Source organism: Cupriavidus gilardii (genome assembly GCF_008801915.1).
Classification (GTDB): Bacteria; Pseudomonadota; Gammaproteobacteria; order Burkholderiales; family Burkholderiaceae; genus Cupriavidus; species Cupriavidus gilardii.
The window spans coordinates 46,002-59,209 of sequence record NZ_VZOV01000026.1; the positions used below are offsets into that span (position 1 = coordinate 46,002).

The 13,208-nt window shown below is 67.7% G+C and carries 14 protein-coding genes; 10 read left to right on the forward strand and 4 right to left on the reverse strand.

Translation table 11 applies throughout. The features are described from left to right. Positions 1-93: 93 nt before the first annotated feature. Positions 94-1,293, reverse strand: a complete 1,200-nt coding sequence (locus F7Q96_RS22515; protein ID WP_226995017.1) for an esterase-like activity of phytase family protein — start codon at positions 1,291-1,293, stop codon at positions 94-96. Between the two features lie 253 nt (positions 1,294-1,546). On the opposite strand from F7Q96_RS22515, the gene fliL reads away from it, so the two are divergent. From fliL to F7Q96_RS22555, 8 genes are all read left to right on the forward strand, one after another. Next, positions 1,547-2,026 carry a flagellar basal body-associated protein FliL gene (gene fliL, locus F7Q96_RS22520; protein ID WP_053823431.1) on the forward strand — a complete coding sequence of 160 codons (480 nt, stop codon included), beginning with the start codon at positions 1,547-1,549 and terminating at the stop codon, positions 2,024-2,026. A gap of 141 nt (positions 2,027-2,167) precedes the next feature. Next, positions 2,168-3,175 (forward strand): flagellar motor switch protein FliM, encoded by a 1,008-nt coding sequence (fliM, locus tag F7Q96_RS22525; RefSeq protein WP_053823430.1) that lies wholly within the window; start codon positions 2,168-2,170, stop codon positions 3,173-3,175. Then, positions 3,168-3,608, forward strand: a complete 441-nt coding sequence (gene fliN, locus F7Q96_RS22530) for a flagellar motor switch protein FliN (RefSeq protein ID WP_053823429.1) — start codon at positions 3,168-3,170, stop codon at positions 3,606-3,608. Before fliM ends, fliN begins: the two co-directional genes overlap by 8 nt. Then, positions 3,605-4,141, forward strand: a complete 537-nt coding sequence (gene fliO / locus F7Q96_RS22535; protein WP_053823428.1) for a flagellar biosynthetic protein FliO — start codon at positions 3,605-3,607, stop codon at positions 4,139-4,141. Before fliN ends, fliO begins: the two co-directional genes overlap by 4 nt. After that, positions 4,138-4,926, forward strand: coding sequence for a flagellar type III secretion system pore protein FliP (gene fliP, locus F7Q96_RS22540; RefSeq protein ID WP_053823427.1), 789 nt, complete (start codon positions 4,138-4,140; stop codon positions 4,924-4,926). The genes fliO and fliP overlap by 4 nt, the downstream gene beginning before the upstream one ends. Before the next feature lie 79 nt (positions 4,927-5,005). After that, positions 5,006-5,275 (forward strand): flagellar biosynthesis protein FliQ, encoded by a 270-nt coding sequence (fliQ, locus tag F7Q96_RS22545; RefSeq protein WP_023264555.1) that lies wholly within the window; start codon positions 5,006-5,008, stop codon positions 5,273-5,275. Between the two features lie 76 nt (positions 5,276-5,351). Beyond that, the gene (fliR, locus tag F7Q96_RS22550) at positions 5,352-6,137 is read left to right on the forward strand and encodes a flagellar biosynthetic protein FliR (RefSeq protein ID WP_053823426.1); all 786 of its coding nucleotides are present in this window, start codon (positions 5,352-5,354) and stop codon (positions 6,135-6,137) included. A gap of 278 nt (positions 6,138-6,415) precedes the next feature. Beyond that, complete coding sequence (locus tag F7Q96_RS22555; RefSeq protein WP_053824537.1) at positions 6,416-7,807, forward strand: MFS transporter; 1,392 nt, start codon at positions 6,416-6,418, stop codon at positions 7,805-7,807. A gap of 139 nt (positions 7,808-7,946) precedes the next feature. On the opposite strand, the gene F7Q96_RS22560 is transcribed toward F7Q96_RS22555, so the two are convergent. The 3 genes from F7Q96_RS22560 to F7Q96_RS22570 all read right to left on the reverse strand — a co-directional run bounded on the left by F7Q96_RS22560 (position 7,947) and on the right by F7Q96_RS22570 (position 10,781). Continuing rightward, positions 7,947-8,933, reverse strand: coding sequence for a Bug family tripartite tricarboxylate transporter substrate binding protein (locus F7Q96_RS22560; protein ID WP_053823425.1), 987 nt, complete (start codon positions 8,931-8,933; stop codon positions 7,947-7,949). Positions 8,934-9,009: 76 nt separating this feature from the next. After that, positions 9,010-9,825, reverse strand: a complete 816-nt coding sequence (locus F7Q96_RS22565; RefSeq protein ID WP_053823424.1) for an SDR family oxidoreductase — start codon at positions 9,823-9,825, stop codon at positions 9,010-9,012. Positions 9,826-9,902: 77 nt separating this feature from the next. After that, entirely contained in the window at positions 9,903-10,781 is an 879-nt protein-coding gene (locus F7Q96_RS22570; RefSeq protein WP_053823423.1) for an IclR family transcriptional regulator, read from the reverse strand. Positions 10,782-11,261: 480 nt separating this feature from the next. On the opposite strand from F7Q96_RS22570, the gene F7Q96_RS22575 reads away from it, so the two are divergent. Both F7Q96_RS22575 and F7Q96_RS22580 read left to right on the forward strand, forming a co-directional pair. Continuing rightward, a complete protein-coding gene (locus F7Q96_RS22575) occupies positions 11,262-12,125 on the forward strand; it encodes a branched-chain amino acid ABC transporter permease (protein ID WP_006579083.1) in 864 nt (287 codons plus the stop codon). Between the two features lie 56 nt (positions 12,126-12,181). After that, on the forward strand, positions 12,182-13,208 hold a 1,027-nt coding region (locus F7Q96_RS22580; protein WP_249041706.1), incomplete at its 3' end, for a branched-chain amino acid ABC transporter permease.

Below are 13,208 nucleotides of genomic sequence, written 5' to 3' on the forward strand. Positions count from 1 at the left end.
CAAGCATCGCCCTCTTTCGACGCCGCCGGGTCCCCCGCCTTCGCGGGGACGACGAAGCGGATCAGTACGCGCCGAAGCGCCCGGGCGTCGGCCCTACTCCGGCAACACCTCGAACGCCAGCACCTGGGTGATCTGCGTCGCGTTGAAGTTGTTGTCGGACACCAGCACCAGGCTGTCGCGGCCATTCGGCAGCTTCGGGCCCCAGGCCATGCCCTCGATGTTGTCGACCGTCTTCAGTCCCAGCGTGTTCAGGTTCTGCACCAACCGTTTCTGCACCGGCACATAGCTGGCGCCTGCCAGCCGGTCCAGGCCGCGCACGTCGGTCGCGCCGCGGATATCGATCTGATACAGCCGCACATAGGTCGTGAAGGTGCCGTCGGCGCCCTGCACGCCGGCGCGCTCGAGCGTCAGCAGCCGGTTGTCGTCGATCGCCAGGATCTCGGTCACGCCGTTGTCGGCGCTGCGTCCGGGGGCCGGGGCCGCCGGAATGGCGTCGAGCGGATAGACATACTGCGCCAGCACACTGCCGTTGCGGTCGTAGCGCAGCAGCCGGGACACCGAGCCGGACGACGGCGTCGGCAGGGCACCGTCCTGATACAGCGGCCCTTCCATGCTGACCCACAGCGACTTGCCGTCGGCCGACAGTGACAGGCCTTCGAACGTTGCGTTGTTGCGCGAGCCGGTTTCCTGGGTGGGCGACATCCGGAACGCCGCCGGCAGCGGCAGGGTGCCGGTCAGCAGACCGTCGAGGTTGGCCCGGGCGACGAAGGGGTCGAGGCCGAGCGCGCGGTCTCCTTCGCTGGTCCACCACAGGCTGCGGGTCGACGGATCGAAGCGGATGGCCTCGGGATCGGGCACCACGCCGCCGGCGGTGCGATTGGGAAAGGCGCTGCCATCGGCCTGGCGCAGCGTGACGACGCTGGCAATCTGCACCGGCTGCAGGCGGGCCAAGTCATAGCTGAGCCGCGCGGTATAGAAGCGCGCCGGCTGCTTGTCCGAGCGGTCGTCCGAGACCAGATACCAGAGCTGGGACGCGGGATCGTAGTCGATGCCCGACAGGCCGCCCACCGTGGTGCCGCCGACCTGCAGGTCGTTGGGCAGCGTCTGCTCGCCGATCAGGCGGACCGATCCGACCGAGCGCCGGGGGCTGTCGTTATTGTCGTCGTCGCCTCCGCAGGCGGCGGGCAGCGCGGTCGACATCACCAGCGCGGCCAAACCCAACAGGCGGACCCCGGCACGGCCGGCGGGCGCGGCGAAGGAACGGAAGGCGGAAGGGACAGCGGAACGACGCATGCGCGGGGTTCTCCAGGGAAGGAAATCCCGCGAGTCTGGCCCCTGGCAATGACCCGCCGATGACAAGCCGAGTGCCGCCGGCTCAAGTTCCGCCGTCCGCCAACGTTAACCCGTGAGATGACCGTCCGCTGCCGCCGACGGTCGCTCCCGCTCGACTCAAACGGCCAAGCTGAGCGGGATTCCCCCTTTTTTTCGGCCCATTGCCCGCCACCGATTCACCGAGAATGGCGTGGCATTCCGATACAGGCATCTCATGGCGAAAACGCTCACGACTCCCCAGGCATCCGGCTCCAGCAAGCGCGGGGTGCTGATTCTCGCCGGTGTCGCGGTCGCGGCCGTGCTGGGCGCGGGAAGTTTCTTCCTCGGCAGCCTGCTGAACAACCGCGCACCCGCCGCGCCGGCCGCCCCCGTGGTACCGGCGCCGATCTTCGTCGCGCTCGACGCCTTCACCGTCAATCTGAAGGGCGAGGACGGCGACCGCTTCCTGCACACCGGCCTGTCGGTCAAGGTGGCCGACACGCAGACGCAGGCGCGCATTGCCGAATACCTGCCGGAAGCGCGCAGCCGCATTCTGCTGTTGCTGTCGGCCAAGCAGCCGCCGGAGCTGTCGACCGTCGAGGGCAAGCAGAAGCTCGCCGAAGAAATCAAGCAGGCGCTGGCAAGGCCGTTCGCACCGGCGCTGCCGAGCCAACAGATCGTGGATGTCCTGTTCACTTCCTTCGTGGTGCAGTAAGCCCGTGCCCTGCCCCGCTTGCCAACCCGATATGAAGCCGACCACCCGACTCTCGCCCGCCGATGCGCACCTCGCGCGCGCCCAGGCCGGCGTGCGCGCGGCGCTTCTCTAATCCAGTCGTTCATTGGGGCAGGACACTAAATGGCTTACGACAAGTTCCTCTCGCAGGATGAAGTAGACGAGCTGCTCAAGGGCGTATCCGGCGAAGCCGAAACGCCCGAGGCCACCGCGCCGGTCGCCGAAGACGGCGTGCGGCCCTACAACCTGGCGACCCAGGAGCGCATCGTCCGCGGCCGGCTGCATACGCTGGAAATCATCAACGAGCGTTTTGCGCGCCAGCTGCGCACGGCCCTGTTCAACTTCATCCGCCGCGGCGCGGACATCTCGGTCGGCTCGATCCGCATCGAGAAGTACGGCGAGTTCGTGCGCAACCTGCCGGTGCCGACCAACCTGAATCTGGTCCACATGAAGCCGCTGCGGGGCACCGCGCTGTTCGTGTTCGACCCGAATCTGGTGTTCCTGGTCGTCGACAACCTGTTCGGCGGCGACGGACGCTTCCATACCCGCGTCGAAGGCCGCGACTTCACGCAGACCGAGCAACGCATCATCCGCCGGATGCTGGACCTGGCGCTGGCCAGCTATGGCCATGCCTGGCAGGCGGTCCATCCGATCGAGTTCGAATACGTCCGCTCGGAGATGCACACCAAGTTCGCCAACATCGCGATTCCCAACGAAGTCGTGGTGACCACCGCCTTCCATATCGAACTGGGCGCGGTCGGCGGGCAGCTGCACGTCTGCTTCCCGTACTCGATGATCGAGCCGGTGCGCGATCTGCTGATGAATCCGCTGCAGGATGAAGTCGAGGTCGACAAGCGCTGGCTGCAGCAGCTGTCGCAACAGCTGCGCGCCGCCGAGGTGGAGCTGGTGGCCGAATTCGCGCATCTGCGCAGCACCGTGGCAGAAGTGCTGGCGCTGCGCGCCGGCGACGTGCTGCCGATCGAGCTGCCCGAGAACGTGATCGGCAAGGTCGACGGCGTGCCGGTCATGCAGTGCAGCTACGGCACGATGAACGGCCAGTACGCGCTGCGTGTGCAGCGCATGTTCAATCATCAAGACAGCGATTCCAACAAGGAAACCGACCATGACTGACGGCAAAGAGGACAAGCCGGCCGATCCGATGGACGACTGGGCGAGCGCCCTGGCCGAGCAAACCAGCGCGACCGCTGCGCCTGAGCCCGCCGCCGCCACGGTGGCGACGGCCACGCCCGCGGCCGCGACGGTCTTCCAGCCGCTGGAGCGCGAAGCGTCGAGCGGCTTCCACAACGATATCGAGATGATTCTCGATATCCCGGTGCAACTGACGGTCGAACTGGGCCGCACCAAGGTACCGATCAAGAGCCTGCTGCAACTGGCGCAAGGTTCGGTGGTCGAGCTCGACGGCCTGGCCGGCGAGCCGATGGACGTGCTGGTCAACGGCTATCTGATCGCGCAAGGCGAGGTGGTGGTGGTCAACGACAAGTTCGGCATCCGCCTGACCGACATCATCACGCCGTCCGAACGCATCCGGAAGCTGAACAAATGAAACCCGCTCTGGGCCGCGCCTTGCGGCCCGCGCCGGGCACGCGCTCGTACGCGGCCCGCTCGATCTGCGGTGCGGCGGCCGGCCTGCCGGTTCTCGCCCACGCGGCGGACGCCGTGACCGGTGCAACCGGCGCCGGCGCGCTGGCCCAGGCCGGTCTCGGCCTGTTCGCGATCATTGCGCTGATCCTTGGCCTTGCCTGGCTGGCGCGCCGCGCCGGCCTGGTGCGGCATGTACAAGGCGGCGTGATGAAAGTCGTCGGCAGCACCAGCCTGGGCGCACGCCAGCGCCTGCTGCTCGTCGAGGTCGGCGACACCTGGCTGGTGCTCGGTGTCAGCGCCGGCGAAATCCGCACGCTGCATACGCTGCCGGCCGGCTCCGCGGCGCCCGGCGAGGCAATCGCCGGCATCGGCGGCATGGCTGGCATGGGCTCGACGCCCACGTCGCCCCAGGCCCCGTTCGGCGACAAGGCCACCTTCGCGCAGAAGCTGCTGCGCTCGATGCAACAGAACCTGCAACAGACCCTGAAGTCATGAACACCTTGTACGCCGCCAGCCGGCGTCGGTCCGGAGCGCCGCTGACGCTGGCGCTCGGCCTGCTGCTGGCCGCCGCTCTCGCATTCGGCACCGATCCCGCGGCCGCGCAGGCCCTGCCGGGCATCGTCAGCCGCCCCGGCCCGGGCGGCAGCCAGACCTGGTCGCTGTCGGTCCAGACGCTGGTGCTGCTGACCTCGCTGTCCTTCCTGCCGGCCGCGCTGCTGATGATGACGGGCTTCACCCGCGTGGTGATCGTGCTGGGCCTGCTGCGCACCGCGCTCGGCACGGCGACGTCGCCGCCAAACCAGGTGCTGATCGGCCTGTCGCTGTTCCTGACGTTCTTCGTGATGTCGCCGGTGCTCGACCGCGTCTACACCGAGGCCTACAAGCCGCTGTCGGAGAACCGCATCAGCCTCGAGCAGGCCGCCGAGCGCGCCGCCGCGCCGATGAAGGCGTTCATGCTGAAGCAGACCCGAGAGAAGGATCTGGCGCTGTTCGCGCAGATGGCCAAGACGCCGGAGATGCAGGGCCCCGAGGACGTGCCGCTGCGCGTGCTGGTGCCGGCCTTCGTCACCAGCGAGCTCAAGACCGCGTTCCAGATCGGCTTCACGATCTTCATTCCGTTCCTGATCATCGACCTGGTGGTGGCCAGCGTGCTGATGGCGATGGGCATGATGATGGTGCCGCCGGCAACGATCTCGCTGCCGTTCAAGCTGATGCTGTTCGTGCTCGTCGATGGCTGGCAACTGCTGCTCGGCTCGCTGGCGCAGAGCTTTCTTACCTGACGTTGCAGCGCCGAGCTTCCCGACCTGACGTTCCAGACCTGATGTTCCACGCCGACGCCGCAAGCGCACCGGAGGCCCAATGACGCCGGAAACCGTAATGACCATCGCCACCCAGGCGATGAAGATGACACTGCTGCTGGCGGGCCCGCTGCTGCTGGTCGCGCTGGTCGCCGGCCTGGCGATCAGCCTGTTCCAGGCCGCCACGCAGATCAACGAAATGACGCTGTCGTTCATTCCGAAACTGCTGGCGCTGTTCATCACGCTGGTGCTGGTGGGGCCGTGGATGATCAACACCTTCGTCGACTACATGCGCGAGGTGTTCGAGGGCATTCCGGGGCTGGTGCGCTGAGGCGGCTGAGCGCGCCGCAGAGAACGACCCAGGCAGCGACGCAACTGACGACAACCAAGCCAAGAGGCGAGACGCGATGGTATCGGTGACCACGGCCCAGCTCTACGAATGGATCGCGGCCTTCCTGTGGCCGCTGTTCCGGCTGCTGGCGCTGATCGCCACTGCGCCGCTGTTCGGCGAGGGCACCATTCCGCGGCAGGCGAAGATCGGCCTGGCCGCGCTGATCGCGATCGCGGTCTCGCCGACCATCGAGAACCTGCCGGTGGTGCCGGTCTATTCCTTCGACGGCTTCCTGCTGATCCTGAACGAGATCGGCGTCGGCATCGCGCTCGGCTTCACGATGCGGCTGGTGTTCGCCGCGGTCGAATACGCCGGCGAAATCATCGGGCTGCAGATGGGCCTGTCGTTCGCCTCGTTCTTCGATCCCAGCGCCGGCGGCCAGACCATGGTGCTCGGGCGCTTTCTCGGCATCGTTGCGATGCTGCTGTTCCTGGCGATGGACGGCCACCTGCTGATGCTGGCCACGCTGGTCGACAGCTTCTCGGCGCTGCCGATCGGCGGCACGCCGCTGTCGGCCGATGGCTGGGCGGCCGTGGCCCGTGCGGGCGGCACGGTGTTCTCGTCGGGGCTGCTGCTGGCGCTGCCGCTGGTGGCCGCGCTGCTGACGCTGAACCTGCTGCTGGGCATCCTGAACCGTGCGTCGCCGCAGTTGTCGATCTTCGCGGTCGGCTTCCCGGTCACGCTGGCCGGCGGCCTGCTGTTGCTGATGCTGGTGATGCCGCAGATGAACGTCTATATGTCGCATCTGATCGAGACGGGGCTGTCGTCGCTCGAGAACGTACTAGGCCAGCTGGCGCGCTGATCGGTGACACCGCCACGGCGCCGGTTGCGGGCGCGGGTGCCGACTTGCGCCGCCATGTCTGCATTGTCTTGCCCCAAACGCGGCATGCGCGCGTGATGCCAGCGCGCGCGATATACCACAACGCGGCGATTTGCGGGCGCGCGGCGCTGCGCCGATAATGTCGCCGCCCGGCGCCTGCCAGCATCGGCCGGGCCGTCGGTCCGCTCGCCGCGGCGTTCTTGAAGCGCGATCGCACCGGCCGGCCAGCCGCCATCCTCGCCTTCCCCGCCGTACCGTCGATGCATTCAGATCAAGGTCTTCCCTATCCGCAACGCCAGTGGGCGATCCTGACCGTACTCTGCGGGCTGATCATGGCCGTGCTCGACGGCTCGATCGCCAATATCGCGCTGCCGTCGATTTCCCGCCAGCTCGGCACCGACCCGGGCCACACGATCTGGGTCGTCAACGCCTATCAGCTGACGGTTACCGTCTGCCTGCTGCCGTTGTCCTCCCTTGGCGACATCCTCGGCTACAAGCGTGTCTACCGGATCGGCCTGGCCACCTTCCTGGTCGGCTCGCTGCTGTGCGCGCTCTCGGTCAATCTGCCGATGCTGGTGGCCGCGCGCGTGCTGCAGGGCATCGGCGGCGCCGGCATCATGAGCGTCAATACGGCGCTGGTGCGCTACATCTATCCGCCCACCAAGCTCGGCCGCGGCATCGGCCTCAATGCGCTGGTGGTCGGCATCACGACCGGCATCGCGCCGTCGGTCGGCGCGCTGATCCTGTCGTTCGCCAGCTGGCAATGGCTGTTCGCGATCAACGTGCCGGTGGCAATCATCGCGCTGAGCCTGAGCCGTTGGGCGCTGCCGGTCACGCCGCCGCAACCGCGCCCGTTCGACTATCCGAGCGCGCTGCTGTCGGCGGTGGTGATCGGCCTGTTCGTGCTCGGCGTCGACGGCCTTGGCCATGACGGCCTGCGCCGCGCCGCGATCGGCGGGCTGGTCGCGGCGCTGCTGCTCGGATGGTGGCTGGCGCGGATGGAGCGCGGCAAGGCGGCGCCGCTGGTGCCGGTGGACCTGTTCGCGAGCCGCGCCTTCTCGCTGGCGGTCGGCACATCGTTCTGCTCGTTCATGACGCAGATGCTGGCCTTCGTCGCGCTGCCCTTCTATCTCGAATACCAGCTCGGGCGTTCGCTGCAGGAGACCGGGCTGTTGATCACGCCGTGGCCGCTGATGGTGGCGGTGATGGCGCCGCTGTCTGGCCGGCTGTCGGATCGCTTCCCTGCCAGCGTGCTGGCCGGCCTGGGCCTCGCGCTGCTGTGTACCGGACTGGTGCTGCTGGCGATGCTCGATCGGGGCAGCAGCAGCATCGATGTGCTGTGGCGCATGGCGATGTGCGGGCTGGGCTTCGGCCTGTTCCAGTCGCCGAACAACCGCGCGATGATCGGCGCGACGCCGCCCCATCGCAGCGGCGGTGCCAGCGGCGCGCAGGCGACCACGCGGTTGCTGGGGCAGACCACGGGCACCGCGGTGGTGGCCCTGCTGTTTGCGCTGGTGGGGACGTCGGCATCGCGCACGGCGCTGGGCGTGGCGGCCTGTGTCGCGGCGGTCGGTGCCGCGGTCAGTCTGGCGCGGCTGCGCGGCGAGCCGGACCGGCTGGCGGAACGGGCTACGGCCGCGCTGGAGGAGTAGCAGAAGGATCGGCAGCGCGAAGGCGCCCACCTCACCGCCGCATGCCCCCGCTCCCGCGTGCGGGAGCGCGGAGAAAAACACCGCGACGAGATTGGTTCGAGCGGTCTGATGCTTCCTTCTCGCGCCCGTGCCCCGCTCCTTACTGCGGGGTCGTCCCCGAATCCTTGACCACCTTCGCCCACTTCGCGATCTCGGCCTTCTGGAACGAGGCCAGCGCGTCGGGAGTGCCGAGCACCGGGTCGAGCCCCAGCGTCTTCAGCTTGGCCTGCACGTCGGGCAGCGTGAAGATCCGGTTCAGCTCGGTATTGAGCTTGGCAATGACGTCCTTCGGCGTGGTGGCCGGCACGAAGATCGCGAACCACGAGTCGGCCTGGAAGCCGTTCAAGCCCTGCTCGGCCAGCGTCGGAATATCCGGCGCGGAGGCGGAGCGCTTCAGGCTGGTCACGCCCAGCGCGCGCAGCTTGCCCTCCTTGATCACCGGCAGCGCCGACGGCAGGTTGTCGAACATCATCGTGATATGGCCGCCCAGCAGGTCGGGAATCGCCATCGCGCGGCCCTTGTAGGGCACGTGCGTGATCTTGACCCCTGCCACGGTGTTGAACAGTTCGCCCGCCACGTGCGGCGAGGTGCCGATGCCCGGCGTGCCGAAGGTCAGCGCGCCCGGCTTCGCCTTGGCCAGCGCGATCAGTTCCGCGGTAGTCCTGGCCGGCACGCCGGGGTGGACCACCAGCACGTTCGGCGTGGTCGCCAGCAGGATCACCGGCGCGAAATCCTTGACCATGTCGTACGGCAACTTGCTGTAGACCGCGCCGTTGATCGAATGCGTGCCGACCGTGCCGAGCGCCAGCGTGTAGCCGTCGCCCGGCGCGCGTGCCACTGCTTCCGCGCCGATATTGCCGCCCGCCCCGGGCTTGTTGTCGACCACTACCGGCTGGCCCCACGACGGCGAGATCTTCTCCGAGACGATGCGGGCCAGCGTATCGGGCGCGCCGCCGGTCGGGAAGCCCACCACGATACGGATCGGCCGCGCCGGGAAGGTTTCTGCATGGGCCGCCGGCGCGGCGAACGCGGTGGCAAGCACCGTGGCGAGCACGGACAGTGCGCCGGTGAATCGGGTAATCCGCATGGTCTTTGTCTCCTTTGTGTTGGACGCTTGTTCGGTCTCTATCGGTCAATCCACATCGTTATCGGCACGCACGAGATCATTGCTTGCCGATGGCACCGAACTCGCTGATGACCTTCTCCTGCAGCCGCCGCATGCCCTTGAGCCAGCGGTCGTAGTCCTGGCCCTTGCGGCGGTAGTACTCGAGCACCTCGGGATGCGGCAGGATCAGGAAGCGTTCGTCGCGCATGCCTTCCAGCGTCACCGCGGCCACGTGTTCGGCCGTGACCGAGCCCTCCTGCAGGAAGCCCTTGCGCTCGCCGTTCTCGCCGAACAGCATCTTCGTCTGCACGCCCTGCGGGCAGATGCAGCTGACCTTGATGCCGCGATCGCCGTAGGTGATCTCCAGCCATTCGGCGAAGCCGATCGCCGCGTGCTTGGTCACCGCATACGGTGCCGAGCCGATCTGCGACAGCAGGCCCGCCGCCGACACCGTGTTGACGAAATAGCCCTCGCCCCTCTCCAGCATCTGCGGCAGCACCGCATTGGCGGCGTGAATGTGGGCCATCACGTTGATCTCCCAGATGCGCTGCCATTCGTCGGCGGTCGCGTCCAGGCCCTTGCGCAGGATGATGCCGGCATTCGAGCAGAACACGTCGACCTGGCCGAAGCGGCGCGTCGCCTCATCGGCCAGCGCCTGCACCGCGGCGGCGTCGGCGACGTCGGTGCGGCAGCCAAAGGCCTGGCACGACGGCGCGAGTTCGGCCGCTTCCGCCGCAACCTGCTGCGCGCCCCGCTCGTCCAGATCGGCGACCGCGATGCCGCGCGCGCCGGCCCTGGCAAACGCCAGTACCAGCGCACGGCCGATGCCGGTGGCGCCGCCCGTGACGATGACGGTCTTGTTGCTGATCTCCATGCCTGTCTCCTTGTGTTGATGATTGTGGTGGTCGAGATGTCGTGGGTATTGGTGATGGTCCGGATGGCCAGGTCCGCTCAACCGTGGACGCGCCACAGCCGTCCCTGCAGCGACTCGGCAAGCTGGCGCACGCGCGGACCGAGATTGGCTTCGAGAATTTCCGGGGTCAGCCGCGAGGCCGCGCCGCCGATATTGATCGACAGCACCTCGGTGCCGCCTTCCAGCACGACGGGTGCGGCGGCGCCGCTGACGGTGCGGTCCCATTCGGCATGTGCGACACAGAAGCCGCGCCGGCCGTAGTCGCGCATTGCACGGTCAAGCTTGCCGCGGATCGTCGGCCAGCGGGTCTGATAGTGGCGCTCCAGTTCGACGAGCATGCTCGCGCGCCGCGCCGCGGGCAAACCCGCGAGCCAGGCGCGGCCGATCGCCGAGGTCGCGATCGGCAGGCGCGAGCCCGGGGTCAGCCGCATCACCAGCGCGCCGCGCGGTTGGCACACTTCGAGATAGACCATCTCGTGGCGATCGGGCGTGGCAAGGGCAACGGTGCAGCCGGTGGCGAAGGCCAGCGACTGCATCAGCGGCTGCGCGACCTCGCGAATGCCGGAGGTCGCCAGATACCGATGGCCCAGCACCATCGCGCCCTGGCCCAGCCGGTACTTCTCCAGCGACTCGACGTAGACCAGATAGCCGAGCCGCGTCAGCGTATAGGTCAACCGCGACACCGTCGGCCGCGGAATGCCGGTGCGGCGCGACAGCTCGGCATTGCCGAGGTAGTCATCGTGCGGGCCGAACGCGCGCAGCAGATCGAGACCGCGCGCGAGCGCCGTGACGAAGCTGCGGTCCTCCGCTTCCCCGGGACTTCCGGGGCCCGCGTCGGCGGCATCGCGCAATGCGCTCGCCGGCACCGGCGAGGGCGGCTCGGCGACAACGGGGATCACGGTGGCGGTGCGCTTCATGTTCGGTGCAGGCGGAGAGTCGAGGCGGCGACGGCAGCAGAGCCGCGAGCTGCGGCGGCGGCAAGAAACAGGGAAAACCCGCGTGAATTTTCAGCCGGCGGCATCGGCAAAAACCGCTGCGGCGCCGGGCCGGAAAGCCCTATTTCGCTGTGCGAAAGACTATTCCGTATTCCTTGACTGTGCCTCAAGCCCTATGCAACAGTCAACGAAAACGAACGATCGTGCGGAGACGCTGCGACACGCATCGCGGCGGTCAGTCACGACACGAATAACCGGTATGAAAGCTGGGCATTTTGCGGCCCGGCACGACCGTTTCAGGAGACCGTCATGCAACCCTTTCCGACGCGCGCAAAGCCGCGCAGTTGACCCCCACATCGGTTGACCGGCAGTCCGCGTTTTATCGCGGCGCTGTCCTGCCGCGCGCATCGGTCCGCCGAAGCGTGCTCCCGTTTGCGATTTCGATCTGCATGAGGTGAGTCGGTGTCAATGTTCTTCCAACAGTTTCTGAACGGGCTGACGCTCGGCGGGGTCTACAGCCTCGTCGCGCTCGGCCTGACGCTGGTCTACGGCATCCTGCACGTACCCAACTTCGCGCACGGCGCCTTTTACATGGCGGGCGCCTACGTCTCGTATTACATGATGACGTCGCTGGGCGTGAACTACTGGCTGGCGATGGTCGCCGCGGCGCTGGCCGTCGCGGTGCTGTCGATGCTGGCCGAGCGGCTCGTCTTCCATCCGCTGCGCAACGCGCCCGAGCTGCACGACATGATCGCGGCGATCGGCATCCTGCTGTTCCTCGAGGCCGGCGCGCAGGCGCTGTGGGGCGCCGACTTCCATCGGATGCCGACGCCGTACGGCCAGCTGGTCGAGGTGTTCGGTCTCACTGCGCCGCTGCAGCGACTGCTGATCATCGCCGCGGCCTTCACGCTGATGGTGGTGCTGCATCTGTTCCTGACCCGCACCGTGACCGGCTCGACCATCGTCGCGATGGCGCAGAACCGCGAAGGCGCGGCGCTGGTCGGCATCGACGCGACGCGCGTGACGCTGCTGGTGTTCGCGATCTCCGGCGCGCTGGCCGCGATCGCCGCGACGCTGTATGCGCCGATCAATCTGGTCTATCCGGCAATGGGACACCTGGTCATCACCAAGGCCTTCGTGATCATCATCCTCGGCGGCATGGGCAGCATCCCCGGCGCGATCCTGGGCGGCCTGATCATCGGCATGGCGGAGAGCTTCGGCGGCTTCTACGTGTCGACCGACTACAAGGACATCATCGCCTTCGTGCTGCTGGTGATCATCCTGTCGATCCGGCCGCAGGGCCTGTTCGCCGGCAAGGCGGCCTGACGGCCGCCGCCGCATCCAAGCGCACAAGCTAGGCACAAGGTAGGAGACATCTCGACATGAACGCATTGCAAGGCAAGACCGGCTGGGCGTTGCTGCTGGCGCTGGCCATCGCGTTTCCGCTGCTGACGACCAACAGCTATTACCTGACGGTGATGACGCTGGCCTTCATCTACGCGATCGCGACGCTGGGCCTGAACCTGATCACCGGCTACACCGGCCAGCTCAATCTCGCGCACGGCGGCTTCATGGCCATCGGCGCCTATACGCTGGGCATCCTGACCGTCGATCACCAGATGCCGTTCTGGGCCGCCTTCGTGCTGTCCGGCGTGGTCTGCATGATCGTCGGCTATGTGGTCGGCGTGGTATCGCTGCGGCTCAAGGGCCATTACTTCTCGATCTTCACGCTGTGCATCGGCTACATCATCTACCTGCTGATCGAGAAGTGGGAAAGCCTGACGCACGGCACGGTGGGCCTGATCGGCATTCCGGTGCCGGCGGCGATCGGCCCGGTCAGCTTCGACAGCGTGCAGGCGCAGTACTACCTGGTGCTGTTCTTCCTGGTGATCGGCACCTTCCTGATGCACCGGATCGTCAGCTCGCTGCTGGGCCGCAGCTTCATGGCCGTGCGCAACAGCGACGCGCTGGCCGAGGCGCTGGGCATCGACCTGATGCGCACCAAGGTGCTGTCCTTCGTGCTGTCGGTCGCCTATGCGGGCTTCGCCGGCGCGCTGTACGCGGGCCACGTGCGCTTCCTCGGCCCGGACATCGCGCGTACCGACCTGACCTTCGACATGGTGATGGCGATGCTGGTCGGCGGCATCGGCACGCTGCTCGGACCGCTGCTCGGCGCGCTGCTGGTGCCCTGGGTCACGCAGACGCTGCAGTTCCTGCAGGACTACCGCATGCTGGTGTTCGGCCCGGTGCTGATCCTGCTGATCATCTTCCTGCCCGACGGCATCGTCGGGTCGTACCTGAAGCGCCAGGCACGCCGCGCCGCGGCCGCGCGCCGCGGCCAGCGCCAGCCGGCACGCCGCGCCGATGGTGGCCACGCCGCCGCCGATGCGGCCGACGGCAAGGCCGCTG

Coding starts and splice junctions, on each gene's coding strand:
- F7Q96_RS22515 (WP_226995017.1), bottom strand. CDS start 1,293: ATGCGTCGTTCCGCTGTCCCTTCCGCCTTCCGTTCCTTCGCCGCGCCC.
- fliL (WP_053823431.1), top strand. CDS start 1,547: ATGGCGAAAACGCTCACGACTCCCCAGGCATCCGGCTCCAGCAAGCGC.
- fliM (WP_053823430.1), top strand. CDS start 2,168: ATGGCTTACGACAAGTTCCTCTCGCAGGATGAAGTAGACGAGCTGCTC.
- fliN (WP_053823429.1), top strand. CDS start 3,168: ATGACTGACGGCAAAGAGGACAAGCCGGCCGATCCGATGGACGACTGG.
- fliO (WP_053823428.1), top strand. CDS start 3,605: ATGAAACCCGCTCTGGGCCGCGCCTTGCGGCCCGCGCCGGGCACGCGC.
- fliP (WP_053823427.1), top strand. CDS start 4,138: ATGAACACCTTGTACGCCGCCAGCCGGCGTCGGTCCGGAGCGCCGCTG.
- fliQ (WP_023264555.1), top strand. CDS start 5,006: ATGACGCCGGAAACCGTAATGACCATCGCCACCCAGGCGATGAAGATG.
- fliR (WP_053823426.1), top strand. CDS start 5,352: ATGGTATCGGTGACCACGGCCCAGCTCTACGAATGGATCGCGGCCTTC.
- F7Q96_RS22555 (WP_053824537.1), top strand. CDS start 6,416: ATGCATTCAGATCAAGGTCTTCCCTATCCGCAACGCCAGTGGGCGATC.
- F7Q96_RS22560 (WP_053823425.1), bottom strand. CDS start 8,933: ATGCGGATTACCCGATTCACCGGCGCACTGTCCGTGCTCGCCACGGTG.
- F7Q96_RS22565 (WP_053823424.1), bottom strand. CDS start 9,825: ATGGAGATCAGCAACAAGACCGTCATCGTCACGGGCGGCGCCACCGGC.
- F7Q96_RS22570 (WP_053823423.1), bottom strand. CDS start 10,781: ATGAAGCGCACCGCCACCGTGATCCCCGTTGTCGCCGAGCCGCCCTCG.